The organism is Microbacterium phycohabitans (genome assembly GCF_032464935.1).
GTDB classification, from domain to species: Bacteria; Actinomycetota; Actinomycetes; order Actinomycetales; family Microbacteriaceae; genus Microbacterium; species Microbacterium phycohabitans.
Genome location: NZ_JAWDIT010000002.1, coordinates 420,127 through 439,994 on the forward strand (window position 1 = coordinate 420,127; position 19,868 = coordinate 439,994).

The following is a 19,868-nucleotide window of genomic DNA, read 5'->3' on the forward strand; positions in this document are numbered from 1 at the left end:
CCGGATCACGAGGCGGGGGCGGCGCAGATCGCGTTCGCCGAGACGAGGTCGCGCATCTGCTCGGCCGTCCACGGCAGGCCCGCCTCGGGCAGCGTCTGCCCCTCGGCGGCGGGCGCCTTCGAGGCGATCGCCGCGAGCTCCCACGCCAGCCAGGCGCTCGTGAGCTTGTTGCCGCCCGAGTTGTTCAGCACCACCGCGACCGACATGCCGGTCTGGGGGTCGGCGAAGGCCGCGGTCATGTAGCCCGGCGTCCATCCGAACTGCCCGATGAGCGAGCCCGCCTGGAACGTGCCGCCCGCGGCGGTGAACCACGTCGGCTGGTCAGGGCCCACCGGCACGGGGTTGGCGAAGCGGTCGTTGTCGGCGGGGAGGAGTGCGTCCGTCGCCAGCGCCTGGGCGTACCGACCGAGGTCGGTGATCGAGGTGACGGCACCCGAGGCCGCGCCGCCGTAGCTCGACGACATCTCGGTGAACTCGGCCGGATCGGTGCAGTTCCACGCGCCCTCGGCGTTCGGCTGCGACCAGTATCCCGGCAGCGACGACGGCCCGGGGGTCGCCGGGGCGGGTGCCGGCAGAGACGTCGACGAGAGTCCGAGCGGCTGCGCGACGCGTTCGGCGATGAGGGTGGAGAGCGTCTCGTTCGTCGCCCGCTCCGCGGCGAGACCGGCGATGAGGTAGTTCGTCGCCGACGTTCCGTACGCACCCCCGGGCGCATTCAGGCGCGGGCGCGCGATCCCGTAGGCCAGGAGCTCGCGTGCGTTCCAGACGCGGTCGGGGTTGGCGAGCACCGTCGCCTCGAGAGTCGAGGTGTACGAGGCGATGCCCGAGGTCCCGTCGCACGCCTGACGCAGCGTGATGTCGTCGTAGCCGGGGAGGTTGCTGACCCACGTGTTGATGGGATCGCTCATCGCGAGCGTCCCGTCCGCCGCGAGACCGTAGAGGATGTCGCACGTCATCGCACCCGTCACCTCAGCGGCGCGGAACGCGAGGTCGCTGGTGACCTCCGCCCCACCGGGGCCCTGCGTTCCCAGACCCGAGACCCAGGTGCCGCTCCACGGCGCCCACACTCCGACGATCGCCCCGCTCGAACCGGTCGCGGTCATCGCGGAGGTGACGGCATCCTGCAGTTCTGCGACCGTGGCCTCGGGCAGCGGCGCGTCGACCTGAGCCGGGACGTCGATCGACACCGTCTGCTGCGCCGTGCAGCCGCTCAGCGCGAGCACCAGTGCTCCCGCGCCCGCGATCGCGATGGCCGCGGAACGACGCCATCTCGCCATGTGGTTACCCCCAGCAGTTCCGCGCGCGGACACGCGCGCGCAGCTTCGATTCAAACACACGGCACCTGAGCGCAATCGCCCCTTGCACCGCCCGCTCGTCACGTCTGCATCACGACCGCGGACGTTTCGTGGCGACTCGGGGCGCCTTGGGGGTTAGGCCAACCTAAGTCAGTGCGTATGATGGCCGCATGAACGCCGTCGTCCCGTTCTCCCTCGCCTTGCGCGAACGCTCCAGCAGCGCGCACTCGTCGAGCGAGTGCGACGGATTCATGACCGACCTGCTGACCGGCGCCGGCACCCGAGACGACTACATCGCCCTCATCGCGCAGCACTGGTTCATCTACGCGGCCCTCGAAGACGCCGCCGTCCGCATGCGCGTCGACCCCGTGGCATCCGTCTTCCTCCGCGACCGCACGTCGCGTCTGCCCGCGCTCGAAGCGGACCTGGCGTTCCTCATCGGTCCGCAGTGGCGCGAGAGCATCCGCCCCCTGCCGACGACGCAGGCTTACGTGTCGCGCATCCGCCGCGTCGCCGCGACCTGGCCGGGCGGTTTCGTGGCGCACCACTACACGCGCCTGCTGGGCGACCTCTCGGGCGGGCCGTCGATCGGCCGCCTCATGCAGCGCCGCTTCGGCTTCGAGACCAACGGCATCGGGTTCCTGCTGTTCGGCGACATCGCCGACCCGAAGGCGTTCAAGACCGTCTACCGCGAGCAGCTCGACGCCGCCCCGTGGGACGACGACGAGAAGGAGCGCGTGATCGCCGAGGTGCTCGTCGCCTACCGCTTCACGACGGAGTTGTTCGCCGACCTCACCCGCGCGAAGGCCCACCGGGTCGCCTGACGCGCACCGGGGGCGCCGGCACGGCGCGCGCAGCGGCTACGCCTTCTGCGCGGCCGCGTCCTGGCGGGCGAGCCACGCCTGCTTCATGAACCGACGCACGTCTTCGTCGACCCGGATGTCGCTCGGGCGCAGCGGCCGCGACAGGTAGAGCCCGTCGAGGGAGGTGAGCCGGCTGAGCGCGACGTAGGTCTGGCCGGGGGCGAAGGCACCGGCACCCAGATCGACCACGGCGCGGTCGTAGGTCTTGCCCTGCGACTTGTGGATCGTGACGGCCCAGGCCAGCCGCAGCGGGAACTGGGTGAACTCGGCGACGATCTCGCGCGAGAGGTTCTTGGTGCCCGGGTCATAGGCGTAGCGGTACCTCTCCCACACGGCGGGCTCGACGTCGTGCTCGACGCCGTCGACCTCGACCCGCACGCTGTCGCCGGCGATGCGGGTGACGGTTCCGATCGTGCCGTTGACCCACCGGGGCGCCTCGCCGAACTGCGCGCCGTCGTTGCGCAGGAACATCACCTGGGCGCCGACTTTGAGCGTGAGCTCCATCTCGGCGGGGTAATTGGCCTCACCGCGGCCGAAGTCGCCCGAGATCTCGGCGTTCGCGGTCTGCGTGCGCCCGATGAGCTCGTCGAGGTGCTTGCGGTTGATGGTGTTGACGCGGTCGTTGCGGGTGGCGAGGGTGATGATCGGGTGCTCGCCGTCGGCCGGGTGCGGGGGCGTGCGGGCTCCGGCGGTGTTCAGGATGCCGGCCATCTCGGCCGTGACGCGACCGTAGCGCACCGCATTCAGCAGCTGCTTGAACCCGGGATCGGACTGCCGGTGGATCTCGACCAGCTCGTTGACGTGCAGATCCGCCCCGTGCCGCCCGATGTCGATCAGCCCGTCGCTCGCGGCCTCGCCCGACCACACCTTGGCGTCGAAGAACCAGAACGAGCGGTAGTGGTCGCTGATGTAGCGCGCCTCGTCCCCCCGCGGCGGCACCGGGGCCAGTTGGTACGGATCGCCGAACATCACGATCTGCGTGCCGCCGAACGGCTCGGAGCGCCGACCGCGAGCCTGGCGGAGCGAGCGGTCGATGGCATCCATGAGGTCGGCGTTGACCATCGAGATCTCGTCGATCACGAGCGTGTCGATGGCGTTGAGGATCTTGCGGGTCGCGTCGTTCTGGTCGATGTCGCCGTTCGCGATGAGACCGATCGGCAGACGGAAGAGGGAGTGGATCGTCTGACCCTCGACGTTGAGCGCCGCGACCCCCGTCGGCGCGCACACCGCGATCTGCTTCTTGGTGTTCCAAGCGAGGTGCTGCAGCAGCGTCGATTTGCCCGTGCCCGCACGGCCGGTGACGAACACGTGCTCGCGCGTGTCCTCGATCAGCCGGAACAGCGCCTGCTGCTCGGCGGAGAGAGGGGGCGTGGTCACCGGTTCATGCTAGTTCGCGCCGCGCGCGGCGGCAGGCGCGGTGTGGATCGCGGCTTCCACCGCGGCAGGCGTCCTCCGCGATCGGGACGGTGCGGATCCGGATGGCGCCACGACCGGGCCGCCCCTCGGCTCGGTGCGGTCGAGCAGCCAGCGCGCCTCGCCCGACAGCACGTCTCCCACGTGACGGCGGAAGCGCGGGCACTGCGTGATGTCGTGCGAGCGGCACCGCAGGGCGTGCTCGGTCATCGCCCGCGCTTCGGCGATGTCGGCTGCGCGCCGATCGAGCTCGGCGATGTGTTCCTCGAGCACGCGGTGCCGGTCGGGCGCCTCTTCGTCGAGCAGCACCCGGATCTGCTCGAGCGACATCCCCGCGGCCTTGTTCCGCAGGATCACCGCGATGCGCACGATGTCGTCCTCGCCGAAACGGCGGCGCCCCGCCGCGTCCCTCGCCGGGTGGAGCAGGCCCTCGTCCTCCCAGTGGCGGAGCACGTGGGTGTCGAGCCCGAAACGCGCCGCCGCATCACCGATGGGCTCACCGCTTGACTTCATGTCGACATGAAGTCACACGATGGACCCGAACGCAAGCGGAAGGAGCTCATCGTGTACGACGCGATCATCATCGGAGGCGGCCCCGCCGGCCTGCAGGCGGCCCTGACCCTCGGACGCATGCACCGGCGGACGCTGCTGCTGGACTCGGGCGAGTACCGCAACGCCACCGTGCGCCACGCGCACAACCTGCTCACCAACGACGGCCGCGATCCCGCCGAGCTGCGACGCATCGCCCGCGCCGAGATCGCCGCGTACGACACGGTCGAGTCGAGGGATGCCGTGGCCACCGACATCGCACCGGAAGACGGAGGCCTGCGGGTCGTCGTCGACGGCGAAGAGCACTCTGCGCACGCGGTGATCATCGCCACGGGCGTGTCCGACGAGCTCCCCCCGATCCCCGGCCTCGCCGAGCACTGGGGCGACACCGTCGCCAACTGTCCGTTCTGCCACGGCCACGAGTTCGCCGGCCGCCCGGTCGCCGTCGTGAACGGGTCCGACCACGCGACGGCTCTCGCGCGCATGCTCGAGCCCGTGGCATCCGAGGTCCACGTCGTCGACCCCGCCACCGTGCGCGAGGTCGCCGGTGCGGCGGGAGGCCTGCGCCTGCTGCTCGACGACGGCTCGGCGCTCGAGGTCGCGGGAGCGTTCGTCGCCCCGACCTGGCGACCGCGGGGCGACCTGCTCGAGCGGATCGGCGTGCAACGGCAGGACTCCGGTGCCGTGCGCACCGACCCGTTCGGGCGCACGAGCGTCGAGGGCGTCTACGCCGTGGGCGACATCGCGCAGCCCGACCATCTGCCGGGACCCCTGTTCTCGCTCGCCGCCGCGATCGCCGGGGGACAGCTCGCGGCGGTCGCCGTGGTGCAATCGCTCGTCGCGCGGTGACGCGCGCGGCACCTGTCCAGGCGCGCTTCCTACACTGGGGGTGTGGACAACGCCGGCGGGGGCCCCGCGACGCCCAGGGGCGTCACCGGTGCGCGCTCGCGCCTGCGCCGCGAGATCCCCGCGATGATCCTCATCGCCGTGCTCCTGGTCGCCGCCCTCGGCGCCGGGGCCGCCTCGCTGTACCGCGAGTTCTACAGCCCGCGCGCCTTCGTGCTGCACTACCTCGAGCTGCTGGAAGAGCATCGTACGGCTGAGGCGCTGGCGGTGCCGGGAGTGGCCGTGGACTCCGCCGAGCTCGAGGCGCGGGGACTCCCCGCCACCGCGTCCGAGGCGCTGCTGCGCCCCGAGGCCCTGGCGACCGTCACGGATGCCACCGTGACCGACGAGACGGTCGACGGCGACCAGACGCGGGTCACGGTGAGCTACACGGCCGGCGGGTACTCCGGCACGACCACGTTCGCGATCGAGCACGACCCGGGCGAGGGCGTGCTCCCCCGCTGGCGGTTCGCCCGCAGTCCGCTGTCGGTCATGGAACTGAACGTCAGGGGGTCGATGCGCTTCTCGGTGAACGGCTTCGAGCTCGACAAGCGGCAGGTGTCGATCGACGGGGCGGATGCCGATCCCTCGGCCGACGTACCCCTGCTGGTGTTCTCGCCCGGTCTCTACTCCGTGGCGGTCGACACCGCGATCTCGGCGACCCCCGGAGTCGCCGTGCTCGCCGACGCGCCGCTCGTCGGCATCCCGGTGGACGTGCAAGCCGAGCCGACCGAGGAGTTCATCGGCGTCGTCCAGGACCGCGTGGAGGGATTCCTCACCGCCTGCGCCGAGCAGAAGGTGCTCCAGCCCACCGGGTGCCCCTTCGGCTTCACCGTGCGCAATCGCATCGACGGCGCTCCGACCTGGTCGATCGTCGAGCAGCCCGTCGTGACCGTGGTCCCCGATGGCGCCGGATGGCGGATCCCCTCGGCCAAGGCCGTCGCGCACATCGACGTCGAGATCCGCTCGATCTTCGACGGCAGCGTCCGCACGGTGGAGGAGGATGTGCCGTTCCGCGTCGACGGGCAGATCACGGTGCTCCCCGACGGAACCGCGTCGATCCTCGTGGGCGGCTCCGCCGACTGAGGCGGCTCAGGTGCCGCCGCGCGCGGCCACCCGCGCGTCGCGATCGGCGAGGCGGGCGAGTTCTTCGTTGTAGGCGTCGAGCTCCAGATCGCCCACGCGATCGACGTGACGATCGCGGCGCCGCTGCTGACGCTCGTCGCTACGGCTCCACTGGATCGCCACCGCGATGGCGAGGATGAGCGTCGGGATCTCGCCCACCGACCAGGCGACGCCTCCGCCGACGTACTGATCCTGCAGCGGGGTCGCCCCCCACGTGCGCCCCATCGCGCCGAACCACTCGGCGACCATGAGGCCGGAGTTCATCATGATCGCGATGCCGAAGAAGGCGTGCATGGCCATGACGGCGATGAGCACGAGCAGGCGCATCGGGTAGGGCAGTCGATACGGGACGGGATCGATGCCGATGAGGCTGAGGACGAACAGGTAGCCCACGACGAGGAAGTGCGCGACCATCCAGATGTGCCCGACGTGGTCGTACAGCGACCATCGGAAGAGGTCGGTGTAGTAGAACGCCCACAGCGACCCGATGAACAGGCCCGCTGCGACGTAGGGGTTGGTCAGCACCGTCGCGACCGGGTTGTGCACGGCCCACAGGATCCACTCGCGGCCACCGCGGGTGCCGTCGTCGCGCTTGCGGATGGCGCGCGCCGCGAGCGACACCGGCGCCCCGGCGACCAGCATGAGCGGGATCGCCATCGACAGCAGCATGTGCCCGATCATGTGCATGCTGAACAGGTAGTCCTGGTAGACGTTCACGGGTCCGGACGTCACCCAGAACACCCCGAGCATGCCGAGGCACCACAGCACCGTGCGGGAGACGGGCCACGAGTCGCCGCGACGCAGCAGCCGCCACACGCCCGCGAGGTAGAAGAACAGCCCGCCCACCACGACGAGCGTCCACAGCAGATCGACGTTGTACGCGGTGAACCAGCGCTCGAGGGTCAGGTCGGGCGGCAGAGGGCTCCCGGTCAGCACCTCGGCGGGCGAGGTGCCCACCAGCGACGCCTCACCGGGAGGAGGGGTTCGGGCGAGGGCGGCGGCGACACCGCTCGCGACCCCCATGAAAACCAGTTCGAGCGAGATGACCCCCCAGAATCGCCGCGAGCCGGGCTCGTCGCCCATGCGCGAGATGAGGCGCCGGCGGTACCACGCGCCCAGCACGCCCATCGCGATCAGGGCGCCGACCTTCACCAGCACCAGGACGCCGTAGGCCGACCACAGGTTCTGCAGGCCCTGCAGGCCGATCGAGGCGCGCACGGTTCCCGAGATCGCGACCACGATGAACGCGACGAGGGCGAGCGACGAATAGCGCAGGAGCGTCGTCTGCAGCTGCGAGCGCGTCATCGCGGGGCGCAGGACCACGAGGAGCACGAGACCGCCGAGCCAGACGGCCGCGGCGATGATGTGCAGAACGAGGGAGGTGACCGCGGCGTCGTGGCTCGTCTCGGCGCCGGTGTGACCCTGCGTGCCCATCGGGACGAGCGAGGCGAGCGCGGCGATCGCCACGAGCATCGTCGGGATCCAGGAGCGGACGGCGAAGGTCAGCACCGTCAGCACCGCACCGGCGATGGTGGTGATGAGCCACGCCTGCCCCACGGGGCTCTCGACGAGGAATCGTCCGAGCTGTTGGCCGAACACGGCGTCGAGCGTGGGCTTGGCGTTCAGGACATTGAGGAACGTCAGATACCCGGTCGCGGCCGCGGCGACCGTGAACACTGCGGCGCCGATCGAGGCGGTGTCGAGGGCAATCTCGAACGGACGCTCGCCCGCCTTCAGGGCGAACAGCGCCAGCACGAGGGAGCCGACCATGGTCGCCGCCGCGAGGTTGACCGCGACCGTGGCGATCGGGAGCCCCCACCGCACCACCGGTCCGGGGTCGGCCAGCTGCGGCGCAGCCGCTCCCCCGCCGTACGCGAGGCCCACGACGACGGCGACCAGCGAGACCACGATCAGGATGACGGGTCCCGCCACGCGCAGCAGTCGGGGATTCACCCTGCCAGCCTACGTCGCGCGGGGACGACGAAGGGGGGATGCCGCTGGGCATCCCCCCTCGATGGTTCGGTGTCGTCTTACTTGACGGCGGCCTTGAGCTTCGAGCCCGCGGTGACCTTGACGCGCTTGCCGGCGGGGATGGAGATCTCCTCGCCCGTCTGCGGGTTGCGGCCCGTGCGAGCCGACGTGGCGACCTGCTCGAAGGCGATCCAGCCGGGGATCGAGACCTTGCTGCCCTTGGCGACCGCCTCGGAGACGGTGGAGAAGAGGGAGTCGAGCACGCCCGACACGGCGGACTGGCTCTGCCCGGTCGCGCTGGCGATGCTCGCGACGAGCTCGGTCTTGGTGATGGACTTGTCGGCCATGTGGTTTGTCCTCCAGGCGACGACGGATGTCGCCTCTCGTTACGCGGACGAGGAGGAATCCTCCTCGGTGGTCGGGAGACCGCCTCGACAGTATCAACCGAACCGCGGAATTACGCGGATTCTGATGGATTTCGCCTCTTTCTGCGCGGCGTGTCGCCACGAGGGGCCCCTCGGTGGGTCGCGCCCGAGCGGGGCGACCGGGGTTCACGTGCGGCGCCGGACTCCCCCCGCCGAGGAGCGCCGATGGACATCGGGTGAATCCGTTGACCTTCAAGGATGATTGTCGCGCGCGCACCGTCGCTCTCACCCCGTGCCGGAGGTGCCGCAACCGGACTGGATCGTTCTATCGGCTAACATCCCTTCATCGTTTGCGGGTCGCGGGGGCACGTCTCGCGTCGCCTCCGGGGGAGTCTCATGCCGGGCAGTCCGTCGTCCATCGCCGCGCGCGGCGCCCTACGCGCTGCCGCCGCGGTGACCGTCCGACGCCTCGTTCCCGGACACGGGGTTCCGCAGGCCCACCACCTCGCGCTCCTCGCGGAGTCCGAGCTGATACCGGCCCCCGCGCAGTGGACCGACGCGTCCATCGGGGTCTTGGCGGCGCAGATCGCCGCGCGTAGTCGACAGAACGTCCCGGCCGGGCGGGGAGGGCTCGAGTCGTACTTCGATGGCACCCGGCTGCGTCGGCCGGCCTCGCTCTCCCCCGGAATGCGCTCGACGCTGTACGCCGTCGCCGCCGAGTACTCGTGCGCGCGGGGGGACGTCGCCTCCGCCGCCGACTTCGCGGAGGAGGCGGCACTGTTCGCCCAGACCCCCGCGCAGACCTATCACGCGCTGTCGACGAGCGCAGCCGCGGCAGCGATGAACGGAGAGATCCGTGCCGCCGCGGACGACGTGCGCGCGGCGTCCGCCATCTTCCGCGCCGAGCACTGGCCGCTGAGCGAGTATGCGTTCGCGCACTTCCTCGCCGAGTTCATCGTCCTCTGCGCGCAGCTCGAGACCGCCGCGATGCGGGACCTGATCTCGCAGATGAGGGCGTGCGAAGCCCGAGACGCCTCCTGGACCTTCGCCCTCGGGGTCTGCGACGTGACCGCGCGGATGCTGGAGCACGATCACGCCGGCGCCCTGGCGGAGAGCTCCGCACTGCTCCACGGGGCGCAGAGCCAGGCCGGCCATCGCCTCAACCGCCTTAGCCTCCTCTGCCGTCGCTCCGACGTGCTCGTGGCGCGCGCCGAGGCCGAGGAGGCCCTTTCCCTCCTCGACATCTCGGCGAGCCCCGAGGGACACGCGGTCTGCGTCCCCGGCCACAGGGCGACAGCCCTGCTGAGTCTGGGACGGGAGAACGAGGTCCTCTCCGCGACCGACGCGTGCGTCGCGGACGAAGCCGGGCACGGTCTGCGCACGCTCGTCTTCGTGCTCGTCCGACGTGCCCTCGCCTTCGCGCGCCTCGGAAACGCGCGGGAGGCGTTTCGCGGGATGGAGGCGGCGCTGCTCGTCATCGACCGCACCGGGGACTTCGCCATGCCCTTCCTCCTGCTCCCCTGCGATGAGGTGCGTTCTCTCGTGCAGGCGGTCGCGGCGCGACGCCCGGAGCTCGAGGCGGCGGTCACACGGGTCCTCGCGGCCCTCTTCGTGGTCGCCGTCGACTCCGGCGCGGGGGCGAGACCCGTCGACGATGGTTCGGCTCGTCGCGGACCCTCCGCGAGCCTCGGGGAGGAAGCCCCCCTGAGCGCCCTCGGACGGGCACAGTCATGACGCGGGACGCGCCGACGGGCGAGGCCCCCGCGACCTCGCCTCTGCCTCCGGTTCCGGAGGAGGATGTCGATCGCCGCGCCGCCGAGATCGTCCTGCGGCTCGCGCCGGGTCGGGGCGTGCCGGATCCGCGGATCCTCAGCCTCGTCGCCGAGGCGCCGCCTCCCGCGCCGCCCGCGGTCTGGACCGACAGCGACGCCGCCGTCTTGACCGCCGTCTACGCCGCGCGCGTGCGGCGCGATGCCCTCCTGGAGGAGAGCAGTCTCCTCACCCGCTACTTCGACGGTGTCCACCTCGGCCGTCCCGGAACGCTGAGCTCCGGCGTCCGCTCGCAGTTGTACGCCGCGGCGGGCGAATACGGTATCGCCGTCGGACAGCCGCGGATCGCGGCGAGCTTCGGCCAGCAGGCCCTGCTCTTCGCCGACTCGGACCGGCTGCGCTATCGCGCCCTCTCCGTCGCGGCGCTCGGGCACGCGCTCAACGGCGAGTATCTCTCCGCGGAGGCCGATCTGATCGAGGCGGAGGAGATCTTCGACCGCCTCGGCTGGCCCGAGGCCGAGACGGCGCAGCTCGTGCTGTTGGCGCACGTTCTCGTCGCGTCCGCGTGGCTCGACGAGGAGCGCCTTCTCCGCGCGGCGCATCGGATGCGATGCGCTCAGCCCGACGACGCGTACTGGCAGTTCTCCGCCCGAGCCGCCGAGGTGATGGCGCAGATGTTCCGCCGCGACTACGCCGCCGCCCTCGCGGACTGCCGGCTCCTGCTCAATGGTCGTCGACGCCACCGCAGCAACCGGGTGACCCACGATCTGCTGGTGTGCATGAGCTCCGACATCCTGGTCGCGCAGGGCGAGCATCAGGCGGCGCTGGCCGCGCTGCATCCGCACGGAAGCCCCCCGGGGCACGGCGTGTGCTTCTCGATGCAGAGGTCCGCGGCCCTCCTGGCCCTCGGACGCGAGGAGGAGCTGCTGTCCGAGACCGCGGCGTGCGTGGCGGAGCCGGACCACTGCCTTCGCACCCTGACCCCCGTGCTGGTCCGTCGCTCCCTCGCGTGGAGTCGGCTGGGCTCCCCCCGGCGCGCCCGCAACGCGATGGAATCCGCGCTCCTGCTCATCGCACGGACGGGCTTCTCGGCCACGCCCTTCCTCATGCTCCCGCACGACGAGTCGAGAGGGATCGTCGACGCCGTGATCGCGCAGAACGCCGATCTCGCGAGCGCGGCGCCGCGATTCCGCGAGATGCTCGCACGCGTCACGACGCCCGATGCCCCCTCCAGCCGGCGCTCGCGCGCCGCGTCGTTCACCCCCTCGGAGCGAGCCCTCGCGGCGCTGCTGGCGACCCCGCTGCGTCACGCTGACATCGCTCGGGAGCGCGGGGTGTCGGTCAACACCGTGAAGAGCCAGTTGCGCTCGATCTACCGCAAGCTCGGCGTCGGCAATCGCGCCGAGGCGGTCGAGCGCCTGCGCGACGTCGGTCTGTGACGGGGAGTTCCGAGGAACGCCGAAGGGCGGGACCCCTTTCGGGATCCCGCCCTTCGTCTGTCTGTCTGGTGCTTACCAGGACGACTTGGTCACACCGGGCAGCTCGCCACGGTGGGCCATGTCACGGAAGCGGACGCGCGAGACGCCGAACTTCGTGAGGACACCACGGGGGCGGCCGTCGATGACGTCGCGGCTGCGCACGCGCGCGGGCGACGCGTTGCGGGGCAGCTTCTGCAGGCCCACGCGGGCGGCCTCGCGGGCCTCGTCGGTCGCGTTGGGGTCGACCAGGGTCTTCTTCAGCTCGGCGCGCTTCGCGGCGTAGCGCTCGACGACGACCTTGCGCTGCTCGTTGCGCGCGATCTTGCTCTTCTTAGCCATGTGCTTAGCGCTCCTCTCGGAAGTCGACGTGCTTGCGGACCACGGGGTCGTACTTCTTCAGCACGATGCGGTCGGGGTTGTTGCGGCGGTTCTTGCGCGTCACGTAGGTGTACCCCGTGCCGGCGGTCGAACGCAGCTTGATGATCGGACGAACGTCCTGAGCCTTCTTCGCCATTACAGCTTCACGCCCTTCGCCTGCAGGTCACGGACGACGGACTCGATGCCGCGAGCGTCGATGACCTTGATGCCCTTCGCCGAAACGTTGAGCTTGATGTTGCGACCCAGCGACGGAACGAAGTAGGTCTTCTTCTGCACGTTCGGGTCGAAGCGGCGCTTCGTCCGGCGGTGCGAGTGCGAGATGTTGTGACCGAAGCCGGGAACCGCTCCAGTCACCTGGCACACTGCTGCCATGGTGATGTCTCCTTCTGTACCGTGACACCGGACGGTGCCACCCAAGATCCCTTGTCTGCACCCCGTCTGAACACGGCGGAAGGCCGGGATCAGGAGGAGGGATGCGAACTGCGTGCTGGAGTGCGCGCAGACAAGGGGTCAGTCTAGCACGGCGTGTCGGCTTGACCCTTCCGCCCGCGAGCCGACCGAGGCCCCGGACCCAGGTCCCTGAGCCTGTCGAAGGGACCGGACCCCACGACAACCGCTGGCTTCGACAGGCTCAGCCACCTCGCGCGGCCGCGTCGGCCGCGCCGCGTCCCCACCGGAACGGCGAGACCGTGGCATCCCCCTCGATCCAGAAGCGCCAGGGGAAGGCGGCGGTGCCGGCGATGCCGGCCACGCCCACACGTGGCCCCGTCGCCACGACCGCCGGCGGACTCTCCGGCAGGTACAGCCGCGCCCTCGCCCCCGCGCGCTCCTCACCCGTGACCGCGTCGATGCCGTCGTGGACGGGATGCCGCAGGCCCACGGCGTCGCCGAGGCGCCCGGGGCCGCGCGCGAGATCGCGGGCCGCCCGCACCGCACCGCGGCGTTCGAGGCGGCGCCGCTCGGCGATGTCGGCGCCCTCGACGATCTCGCCGCCGCGCAGCAGCACTCCACCGGCGACGCCGTCGGGCCCGCACACCACGTTGACGCACGAATGGATGCCGTGACTCAGGTAGACGTACAGGCGACCGGGCTCGCCCCACATCGTGGCATTGCGCGCGGTGGGCCCCATCCGCGCGTGAGAGCCCGGGTCGGGTCGGTCGCCCGTCCCGAGCCCGTGGTAGGCCTCCACCTCGGTGAGACGCACGACGACCCGCTCGCCCGCGACGACGGTCTCCAGTCGGGCGCCGAGCAGTCGGGGCGCGACCTCGGCCGGGAGACCGGCGAGGTCGGCGCGGGTCGCAGCCCGCGTCACTGCGGCGGGACCTGGCACCACGAGAGGTCGAAGCCCTGCAGCGCCACGACCTCCTGGCCGGTGTCGACCTCGACCAGGTGCGTGAGAAGGCGCTGCGGGAGCGGCAGCTGGTAGCGGTCGAAGGGGTTGTCGACCGCCCGAGGCGCGATGAGGACTGCGGCGTAACGCCCGCTCGGCGAGACGCACGTCTGCAGCACCGTGTCGGTCCCCGGCACGTCCAGCAGCTGCCGGACCGCTCCGTCTGTGTCGACGTGCGCGACGATCGTCGAGCGCGAGACCCCGTCGGAACTGATGTCGGCGAAGGAGCGGATGGTCCCGGCACCCGTCCCCGGAACGGGCGTGGCCCGGCCCGCGAGACCCGGCGGATCAACCGGCTCGACCAGGCCCTGTTCCGACCCGTCGGTGAGGTTGATCTCGCGAATGCCCTCGAGGCGTTCGACGACCGCGACCGACGACCCTCGCGCGATGCCGTCGATCGACACGGCGCTGCCCAGGGGGGCCGCGTTGCCACCCTGCGCATCGGTGAGCAGGAGCCGCGAGTCGAAGGTGAGCACGAGCATGCTGTCTGTGTCGGGTACGAACCGGTAGTCGGCGATGCGCACGTCGCCGCCGTTCAGGCCCACCTCGGTGGGCGGGGAGTCGTCGGCGGCCGACGCCGTGAACAGACGGCTCTCGCGTCCTCCGGCGGCCCCCAGGTCGGCATCCGAGAAGGTGAAGCCGATGCGCTCCCCCCGGTCGGCCGACTGCAGATTCGTCACGAACCCCGGCCCCGGAAGGGCGATGTCGCGCTCGTTCTTCCCGTCCGGATCGGTCACGATCACGCGAGCGGTGTCGCCGTCTCGCACCGAGATCACGAGGTGGTTCGCGGTGGCGCGGAAATCCTCGATGTGCGGGTGGACGAAGACGGGCAGCCCGGCCTCGCCCTGGAGGTCGGTGCGGAAGATCGTGTCGCCCTCGGGCGTGCCGCGCTGCATGAGGTAGGCCTGCAACGGCGGCGTGCGGAAGGTCTCGGTGAGGGTCGACGAGGGCCCCGCGCCCAGGCCGTTCACCCCGCTGACGGTGATGCGGTAGTCGGTGTCGTCGCGCAGCGGAAGCGTGAAGCGCACGCCGACGCTGCGACCCGCGGTGTCGACGGTGAAAGGTGTAGCCGGCTCGACCTCGACCTGCGAGGGGTCGACCGTCTCGAGCGACTGGGTCGTGGTGAGGATGACGCGCGAGCCCGAGGCGGCGACCGCGGCCGCCGGGTCCACCTGCACGTCGGTGACGCGCGGACCCTGCGCGACGGCGACGATCCCGCCCACGCCACCGATGACGACGAGGCCCACGAGCACCGCCGCGAAGGCGACGGCGAAACCACGGCCACGGCGCTTGCGGGCGCGCGAGCGGCGGGACTCCCCCGCGCGTCGGGAGTCAGTACTCATACGGGTCCGCCGGCTCGTCGATCGCCGATACCTCGTCGGCGTGCACCTCGAGCTTGCCGTCTCCGCTGGAGCGCACCGTGCCGGACACGGTGACCCACTGACCCGTCGACGGCGCGTCGGCGGAGGCCGCGATGGGCAGGCGGGCCGTCTGCGCGTCGATGACGCAGTGCGTGATCACGAGACGCGTGAGGTCGAAGCTCGCGCCGTCGCTGCCCGGGGTGATGAAGCCGGTGAGGGTCACCGGCTTGCCGTCGAAGGTCTCGGGGTTCGTCGCGTGCGCGAACACGGCCGACCAGTCGCCGATGCCGAATTTCGAGGTGTCGCCCGAGGCGGCGAGGGTCACCACGTCGGAACCGGCGAACAGCGGCGGGGCTCCCACGTCCCGCGAGACGGCGAGCTCGGTCGACAGCGACGCCGCCGGCGTCAGCAGCACCGCGATGACGGCGCCCGAGGCGAGCACCCCGCCGGTGAAGGCGGCGATGCCGCCCGGGGTCAGCCGGGGACGCGCGGCGAGGTGGTCGTGGGCCGCGTGATCGTGCTCGTCGAGCGGGTCGCTGTGCTCGTGGTCGGCGTGGGCGAAGGCCTCCCGCCGCGCGGTCGCGGCGGCCGGGGCGTGCCCGTGCTCGTGGTCGTGGCCGTGATCGGCCTCGGCGCCCAGCGGCAGAGCGAACGAGGCGATCGCGCCCACGAGAGCCACGATCGACATCCCGACGGCGAACCACGCCGAATCGGGGTTGATGTACAGCGACATCCGCCCGGTCGCCCACAGCGTGATCGTGGTGATCGAGAGGCAGACCGTCAGCCCGACGCCGAGCCAGCGGGTCGCGAGCGCACCGGTTCTAGACAAGGAGGTTCACCACCGTTCCCAGCGCGAAGGCGAAGAGCACGACCACCACCGTCATCCCCGCGAGCACGCGGGTGGTGAAGGTCGTGCGCAGCAGGGCCATCATCTTCAGGTCGATGATCGGGCCGACCACCAGGAAGGCCACGATCGATCCGGGAGTGAAGGTGGAGGCGAAGGAGAGCGCGAAGAACGCGTCGACGTTCGAGCACAGCGACACCACGATCGCGAGCACCATCATCGCCGCGATCGACAGGGCCGGGTCGGAGCCGATCGCCAGCAAGGCGCTGCGCGGGACGAGCACCTGCACCGCGCCCGCGAGGAGCGAGCCGATGATGAGCGCCGGCATGACCGAGCGCAACTCCACGACGAACTGCGCGAGCGTGCGGCGACCGCGGTTGCCGCGCTCCTGCACGACGATCTCGCACGTCTCGAGGAACCGCTCCGTGAGCAGCTTGTCCTGATCCGGATGCCGGCTGTAGAGCCACCCGATGAGGTTGGCGACGAGGTAGCCGCCGATGAGACGGGCCACGAGGATGCCGTCGCTGAACCCGAACGCGGCGTGCGTGGAGATGATCACGATCGGGTTCACGATCGGCGCCGCGACGAGGAAGGTGAGGGTGTCGCTCACGCCGAACCCGCGCATGAGCAGTCCGCGCGCGAAGGGCACGTTGCCGCACTCGCAGACCGGGATGAACATGCCCAGCAGCGACAGCACCGCCCGGCGCGCCCAGGGAGCCCGCGGCATCCATCTCTCGATCGCACCCGGCGGCACCCACACCTGCACGATGATCGAGAGCACCACGCCGAGGATGACGAACGGCAGCGACTCGATCAGCACGCTGAGCGCGAGGGTCAGGCCGTCCTGTGCACGGGTGGGCAGGGGCTGCGAGAAGAAGGTGGGCGCGAGCGCGTCGACGAGGAACAGCGCGGTGACCACGACGACACCCAGGCCGAGCGCGACGAGGGTGCGGGAGGCGCCCGAGCGAGGGGTGTCGGAACGCCGGCGCGTGGGCGGCGCGGTGCGGCTACTCGTCGCCACGCTCACGAGCCCGGGCGCGGGCGCAGTCGGTGCAGATGCCGAAGATGTCGACGACGTGCTCGGCCTCGCTGAAGCCGTGCTGGGCGGCGGTGCGCTGCGCCCAGTCCTCGACGTCGGTCGCCGCGATCTCGACGGCCTTCCCGCAGGAACGGCAGATGAGGTGATGGTGGTGACCGCGGGTCTCGCACGCGCGGAAGAGGTTCTCGCCGTCGGGGCTCTGCAGCGAGTCGGCGTCACCGCGGGCGGCCAGGCCCGCGAGCGTGCGGTAGACCGTGGCCAGGCCGATGCCGGTGTTCTCGTCGCGCAGCGTCGCGTGCAACGACTGCGCACTGACGAAGCCGCCGGCGCCGGAGAGGGCTTCGCGCACGCGTTCGCGCTGCCACGTGTTGCGCTGGACCATGCCGGCGAGTCTAGCGAGGGGTCCGGTGAATCGGCTGGGCGTTACAGCGCGCGGGTGGTGCGGTCGCGGCGGGCGCCGATCACGCGGCACACCAGGTAGATCGCGAACGAGATGGTGGTGATGTACGGGCTCACCGGCAGCGTGCCCGCGACGGCGAGCAGCACGCCGCCGACCGCGGAAACGAATCCGAACAGCGCCGCGAGCAGCGGCACCGACAGGGGCCCGGATGCCACCCGCATGGCCGCCGCGGCAGGAGTGACCAGCAGCGCCATCACGAGCAGGGCGCCGATGATGTGCACCGCGACCGCCACGATCAGCCCGAGCAGCAGCATGAACGCGAGCGAGACCGCCGTGGTGGGCACGCCGCGCGCGGCGGCCGACTGCGGGTCGAGCGAGTCGAAGCGCAGCGGGCGCCAGATCAGCAGCAGGGCCACGAGCACCGCGACGCCGATGACGACCAGCCACCCGAGCTGCCCGCTCTGCACCGACACGATCTGGCCGGTCAGCAGGCTGAAACGGGTGGCGCTGCGCCCGTTGTAGAGCGACAGGCACAGGATGCCGACACCCAGGCCGAACGGCATGAGCACGCCGATGATCGAGTTGCGGTCGCGCGCGCGGGCGCCGAGAAGGCCGATGAGGGCCGCCGCGATGAGCGACCCGACGATCGAGCCCGAGACGACGTCGACACCGATGAGGAGCGCCACCGCCGCACCCGCGAACGACAGCTCGCTGATGCCGTGCACGGCGAAGGCCATGTCGCGCTGCATGACGAACACGCCGATCAGCCCGCCCACGAGGCCCAGGACGGCACCGGCGTAGACGGAGTTCTGCACGAGCTCGAGGATCGCGCCGTACTGGCTCACCCCGCCGAAGAGGGCGTCACCGACGTCGGACCAGGTCATGCGTCGTCCTCGTCGTGGTGATGGTGGTGGGCCTCGTCGGCATCCGGGGCTCCGACGACGATGAGCTGGTCGCCCGCCCGCACCACGTAGACCGGGGCGCCGTAGAGCGCACTCAGCGTCTCGGTCGTGAGCACCTCGTCGGGGGTTCCAAGGGTGAAGCGCCCGTGGGCGATGTACAGGATGCGATCGACGCGCGAGAGCACCGGGTTGATGTCATGGGTGACCAGCAGCACCGCGGCGTCGCGCTCGCGGCGGTGGCGGTCGATCAGGCGCACGACGGCCTGCTGGTTGGCGAGGTCGAGACTCGTCAGCGGTTCGTCGCACAGCAGCAGGGCGGGGTCGTCGGCGAGGGCCTGGCCTACGCGCAGCCGCTGCTGCTCGCCGCCCGAGAGGAGTCCCACGGGGCGGTCGGCGAACGCCGTCGCGCCGACGGCCTCGAGCAGCTCGTCGATGCGTGCCCGGTCCTTCTTGCGCGAGAGCGGGAGGCCGAGGCGGTGCCCGTCGACACCGAGGCCGACGATGTCGCGCCCGCGCAGCGGCGTCTCGCGCGGGAGGGGGCGCTGCTGGGGGATGTAGCCGATGCGACGGTTGCCGGCCCGGCGCACGGGTGCGCCGAGCGCCTCGATCGAGCCGGCGCTGAGGCGCTCGAGCCCGAGGATGGCCCGCAGCAGCGTCGTCTTGCCCGAGCCGCTGGGCCCGAGGACCGCGACGAGTTCGCCGGGCTCGACCTCGAGGTCGAGCCCGGCCCACAGCTCACGGCCGCCGCGTTCGAGGGCGGCTCCGTGGATGCGCAGGGGCGCGGCCGCGCTCACGCCGCCAGCGCGTCGGACAGCGCCGAGATGTTGCTCTGCATCCACGAGATGTAAGTCTGACCCTCCGGAAGCGTTTCCGTGAACTCGATCACGGGGATGTTCTTCGCCTCGGCCTCGTCCTCGACCTGGGTGGTCTCGGCTCCGCCGGTCTGCGGGTTGACGATCATGACCGAGATCTGGCCGGATTCCACGAGCTGGAGGGACTCGAGCAGGGTCGCGGGCGGGACGTCCTGACCTTCCTCGACGGCCTCGCTGAACTCGTTCGGGGTCGCGTTGTCCAGACCCGCGGCCTCGATGAGGTACACGGGCACCGGCTCGGTCACGAACACCTTCGCCCCGGCATCCTTCGCCTCGATCTGGGCGAGGGAGTCCTCGAGGCCGGCGATCTGCTGCGTGAACGCGTCGGCGTTGGCCGTGAAGTCCGCGGCGTGGTCGGGGGCGAGCTGACCGAGCTCCTCCGCGATCGCCGCGGTGAGGTCTTCGATCGTGTGCGGGTCGTACCAGACGTGCTCGTTGAAGCCCTCGATGTGGTCGTGTCCGTCGCCCTCGTCGTGCGCGTGGTCGTCGGCGCTCTCGCTCGGCTCGGGGGTCGCGCCGTCGTCGTGCCCCTCGGCGCCGGGGTAGTCGTGGTTGTACTCGACCGCGGTGAGCACGGGGGCGGTCGTGCCGCTGGCCTCGATGAGCGACTCCATGAAGGCGTCGTAGCCCGCGCCGTTCTCGATCACGAGCCCCGCGTTCTTGAGGGTCAGCTGATCCTGGGCGCTGGCCTCGTACTCGTGGGGGTCCTGCGAGGGCGAGGTGATGATCGACTGCACGTCGACGAAGTCGCCGCCGACGGCCTCGGCGATCGAGCCGTAGACATCGGTGGATGCCACGACGGTGACCTTGCCGCCGGAGTCGCCGGTCGAGCCGGTCGAGGTCGTGGTGCCGGCGCAACCGGCGAGGGCGAGGACGGAGGCGGCCCCGAGGACGACGGGGGCGAGAAGGCGACGGGTCATGCGGACATCGTATCGCTGCTGATAATCGTTCTCAAAATCAGAACACGC

At 71.1% G+C, this 19,868-nt stretch carries 21 protein-coding genes; 5 read left to right on the top strand and 16 right to left on the bottom strand.

All coding sequences use genetic code 11. From position 1 onward, the window contains the following. Positions 1–5: 5 nt before the first annotated feature. A complete protein-coding gene (locus tag RWH44_RS06390) occupies positions 6–1,277 on the bottom strand; it encodes a serine hydrolase domain-containing protein (RefSeq protein WP_316003926.1) in 1,272 nt (423 codons plus the stop codon). A gap of 188 nt (positions 1,278–1,465) precedes the next feature. Between RWH44_RS06390 and RWH44_RS06395 the strand changes: the two genes are divergently transcribed. Then, a complete protein-coding gene (locus tag RWH44_RS06395; protein ID WP_316003927.1) occupies positions 1,466–2,119 on the top strand; it encodes a biliverdin-producing heme oxygenase in 654 nt (217 codons plus the stop codon). Positions 2,120–2,155: 36 nt separating this feature from the next. Here RWH44_RS06395 and RWH44_RS06400 read toward each other — a convergent pair whose 3' ends face one another. Then, complete coding sequence (locus tag RWH44_RS06400; RefSeq protein ID WP_298876807.1) at positions 2,156–3,535, bottom strand: ATP-dependent DNA helicase; 1,380 nt, start codon at positions 3,533–3,535, stop codon at positions 2,156–2,158. Positions 3,536–3,544: 9 nt separating this feature from the next. Further along, the gene (locus RWH44_RS06405) at positions 3,545–4,084 is read right to left on the bottom strand and encodes a MerR family transcriptional regulator (RefSeq protein WP_316003928.1); all 540 of its coding nucleotides are present in this window, start codon (positions 4,082–4,084) and stop codon (positions 3,545–3,547) included. A gap of 6 nt (positions 4,085–4,090) precedes the next feature. Between RWH44_RS06405 and RWH44_RS06410 the strand changes: the two genes are divergently transcribed. Together RWH44_RS06410 and RWH44_RS06415 are read left to right on the top strand one after the other, a co-directional pair. Continuing rightward, on the top strand, positions 4,091–4,969 hold the full coding sequence (locus RWH44_RS06410) for an NAD(P)/FAD-dependent oxidoreductase (protein WP_316003929.1): 879 nt from the start codon (positions 4,091–4,093) through the stop codon (positions 4,967–4,969). A gap of 42 nt (positions 4,970–5,011) precedes the next feature. Beyond that, positions 5,012–6,091, top strand: coding sequence for a hypothetical protein (locus tag RWH44_RS06415; protein WP_316003930.1), 1,080 nt, complete (start codon positions 5,012–5,014; stop codon positions 6,089–6,091). A 6-nt stretch (positions 6,092–6,097) separates the two neighbouring features. Here RWH44_RS06415 and RWH44_RS06420 read toward each other — a convergent pair whose 3' ends face one another. Together RWH44_RS06420 and RWH44_RS06425 are read right to left on the bottom strand one after the other, a co-directional pair. Continuing rightward, entirely contained in the window at positions 6,098–8,083 is a 1,986-nt protein-coding gene (locus RWH44_RS06420) for a bifunctional copper resistance protein CopD/cytochrome c oxidase assembly protein (protein ID WP_316003931.1), read from the bottom strand. Positions 8,084–8,160: 77 nt separating this feature from the next. Next, on the bottom strand, positions 8,161–8,448 hold the full coding sequence (locus RWH44_RS06425) for an HU family DNA-binding protein (RefSeq protein WP_013584778.1): 288 nt from the start codon (positions 8,446–8,448) through the stop codon (positions 8,161–8,163). A gap of 414 nt (positions 8,449–8,862) precedes the next feature. Here RWH44_RS06425 and RWH44_RS06430 point away from each other — a divergent pair, with 414 nt between their 5' ends. Continuing rightward, positions 8,863–10,200 carry a hypothetical protein gene (locus RWH44_RS06430; RefSeq protein WP_316003932.1) on the top strand — a complete coding sequence of 446 codons (1,338 nt, stop codon included), beginning with the start codon at positions 8,863–8,865 and terminating at the stop codon, positions 10,198–10,200. Next, positions 10,197–11,675 (top strand): helix-turn-helix transcriptional regulator, encoded by a 1,479-nt coding sequence (locus RWH44_RS06435; RefSeq protein WP_316003933.1) that lies wholly within the window; start codon positions 10,197–10,199, stop codon positions 11,673–11,675. Before RWH44_RS06430 ends, RWH44_RS06435 begins: the two co-directional genes overlap by 4 nt. Positions 11,676–11,747: 72 nt before the next feature. Here the strand turns inward: RWH44_RS06435 and rpsN are convergent, their stop codons facing one another. From rpsN to RWH44_RS06490, 11 genes are all read right to left on the bottom strand, one after another. Further along, positions 11,748–12,053, bottom strand: coding sequence for a 30S ribosomal protein S14 (gene rpsN, locus RWH44_RS06440; RefSeq protein WP_022878196.1), 306 nt, complete (start codon positions 12,051–12,053; stop codon positions 11,748–11,750). A 4-nt stretch (positions 12,054–12,057) separates the two neighbouring features. Beyond that, positions 12,058–12,228 carry a 50S ribosomal protein L33 gene (gene rpmG, locus RWH44_RS06445; RefSeq protein WP_013584775.1) on the bottom strand — a complete coding sequence of 57 codons (171 nt, stop codon included), beginning with the start codon at positions 12,226–12,228 and terminating at the stop codon, positions 12,058–12,060. Continuing rightward, positions 12,228–12,464 carry a 50S ribosomal protein L28 gene (gene rpmB / locus RWH44_RS06450; RefSeq protein ID WP_055832508.1) on the bottom strand — a complete coding sequence of 79 codons (237 nt, stop codon included), beginning with the start codon at positions 12,462–12,464 and terminating at the stop codon, positions 12,228–12,230. The genes rpmG and rpmB overlap by 1 nt, the downstream gene beginning before the upstream one ends. A gap of 259 nt (positions 12,465–12,723) precedes the next feature. Continuing rightward, positions 12,724–13,404: a DNA-3-methyladenine glycosylase gene (locus RWH44_RS06455; RefSeq protein ID WP_316003934.1), complete on the bottom strand. Its 681-nt coding sequence runs from the start codon at positions 13,402–13,404 to the stop codon at positions 12,724–12,726. Next, positions 13,401–14,825 carry a hypothetical protein gene (locus RWH44_RS06460; RefSeq protein WP_316003935.1) on the bottom strand — a complete coding sequence of 475 codons (1,425 nt, stop codon included), beginning with the start codon at positions 14,823–14,825 and terminating at the stop codon, positions 13,401–13,403. Before RWH44_RS06460 ends, RWH44_RS06455 begins: the two co-directional genes overlap by 4 nt. Then, positions 14,815–15,672 (bottom strand): TIGR03943 family putative permease subunit, encoded by an 858-nt coding sequence (locus RWH44_RS06465; RefSeq protein WP_298876834.1) that lies wholly within the window; start codon positions 15,670–15,672, stop codon positions 14,815–14,817. The genes RWH44_RS06460 and RWH44_RS06465 overlap by 11 nt, the downstream gene beginning before the upstream one ends. Further along, positions 15,665–16,714, bottom strand: a complete 1,050-nt coding sequence (locus RWH44_RS06470; RefSeq protein WP_298876836.1) for a permease — start codon at positions 16,712–16,714, stop codon at positions 15,665–15,667. The genes RWH44_RS06465 and RWH44_RS06470 overlap by 8 nt, the downstream gene beginning before the upstream one ends. Further along, positions 16,695–17,108, bottom strand: coding sequence for a Fur family transcriptional regulator (locus RWH44_RS06475; RefSeq protein WP_298876838.1), 414 nt, complete (start codon positions 17,106–17,108; stop codon positions 16,695–16,697). The genes RWH44_RS06470 and RWH44_RS06475 overlap by 20 nt, the downstream gene beginning before the upstream one ends. Before the next feature lie 41 nt (positions 17,109–17,149). Then, the gene (locus RWH44_RS06480; protein WP_316003936.1) at positions 17,150–18,010 is read right to left on the bottom strand and encodes a metal ABC transporter permease; all 861 of its coding nucleotides are present in this window, start codon (positions 18,008–18,010) and stop codon (positions 17,150–17,152) included. Continuing rightward, positions 18,007–18,822 (bottom strand): metal ABC transporter ATP-binding protein, encoded by an 816-nt coding sequence (locus tag RWH44_RS06485; RefSeq protein WP_298876844.1) that lies wholly within the window; start codon positions 18,820–18,822, stop codon positions 18,007–18,009. The genes RWH44_RS06480 and RWH44_RS06485 overlap by 4 nt, the downstream gene beginning before the upstream one ends. Further along, a complete protein-coding gene (locus tag RWH44_RS06490) occupies positions 18,819–19,820 on the bottom strand; it encodes a metal ABC transporter solute-binding protein, Zn/Mn family (RefSeq protein WP_316003937.1) in 1,002 nt (333 codons plus the stop codon). Before RWH44_RS06490 ends, RWH44_RS06485 begins: the two co-directional genes overlap by 4 nt. Positions 19,821–19,868: the final 48 nt, after the last annotated feature.

Coding starts and splice junctions, on each gene's coding strand:
- RWH44_RS06390 (WP_316003926.1), bottom strand. CDS start 1,277: ATGGCGAGATGGCGTCGTTCCGCGGCCATCGCGATCGCGGGCGCGGGA.
- RWH44_RS06395 (WP_316003927.1), top strand. CDS start 1,466: ATGAACGCCGTCGTCCCGTTCTCCCTCGCCTTGCGCGAACGCTCCAGC.
- RWH44_RS06405 (WP_316003928.1), bottom strand. CDS start 4,084: ATGAAGTCAAGCGGTGAGCCCATCGGTGATGCGGCGGCGCGTTTCGGG.
- RWH44_RS06410 (WP_316003929.1), top strand. CDS start 4,091: ATGAAGTCACACGATGGACCCGAACGCAAGCGGAAGGAGCTCATCGTG.
- RWH44_RS06425 (WP_013584778.1), bottom strand. CDS start 8,448: ATGGCCGACAAGTCCATCACCAAGACCGAGCTCGTCGCGAGCATCGCC.
- RWH44_RS06430 (WP_316003932.1), top strand. CDS start 8,863: ATGCCGGGCAGTCCGTCGTCCATCGCCGCGCGCGGCGCCCTACGCGCT.
- RWH44_RS06435 (WP_316003933.1), top strand. CDS start 10,197: ATGACGCGGGACGCGCCGACGGGCGAGGCCCCCGCGACCTCGCCTCTG.
- rpsN (WP_022878196.1), bottom strand. CDS start 12,053: ATGGCTAAGAAGAGCAAGATCGCGCGCAACGAGCAGCGCAAGGTCGTC.
- rpmG (WP_013584775.1), bottom strand. CDS start 12,228: ATGGCGAAGAAGGCTCAGGACGTTCGTCCGATCATCAAGCTGCGTTCG.
- rpmB (WP_055832508.1), bottom strand. CDS start 12,464: ATGGCAGCAGTGTGCCAGGTGACTGGAGCGGTTCCCGGCTTCGGTCAC.
- RWH44_RS06460 (WP_316003935.1), bottom strand. CDS start 14,825: ATGAGTACTGACTCCCGACGCGCGGGGGAGTCCCGCCGCTCGCGCGCC.
- RWH44_RS06475 (WP_298876838.1), bottom strand. CDS start 17,108: ATGGTCCAGCGCAACACGTGGCAGCGCGAACGCGTGCGCGAAGCCCTC.
- RWH44_RS06480 (WP_316003936.1), bottom strand. CDS start 18,010: ATGACCTGGTCCGACGTCGGTGACGCCCTCTTCGGCGGGGTGAGCCAG.
- RWH44_RS06490 (WP_316003937.1), bottom strand. CDS start 19,820: ATGACCCGTCGCCTTCTCGCCCCCGTCGTCCTCGGGGCCGCCTCCGTC.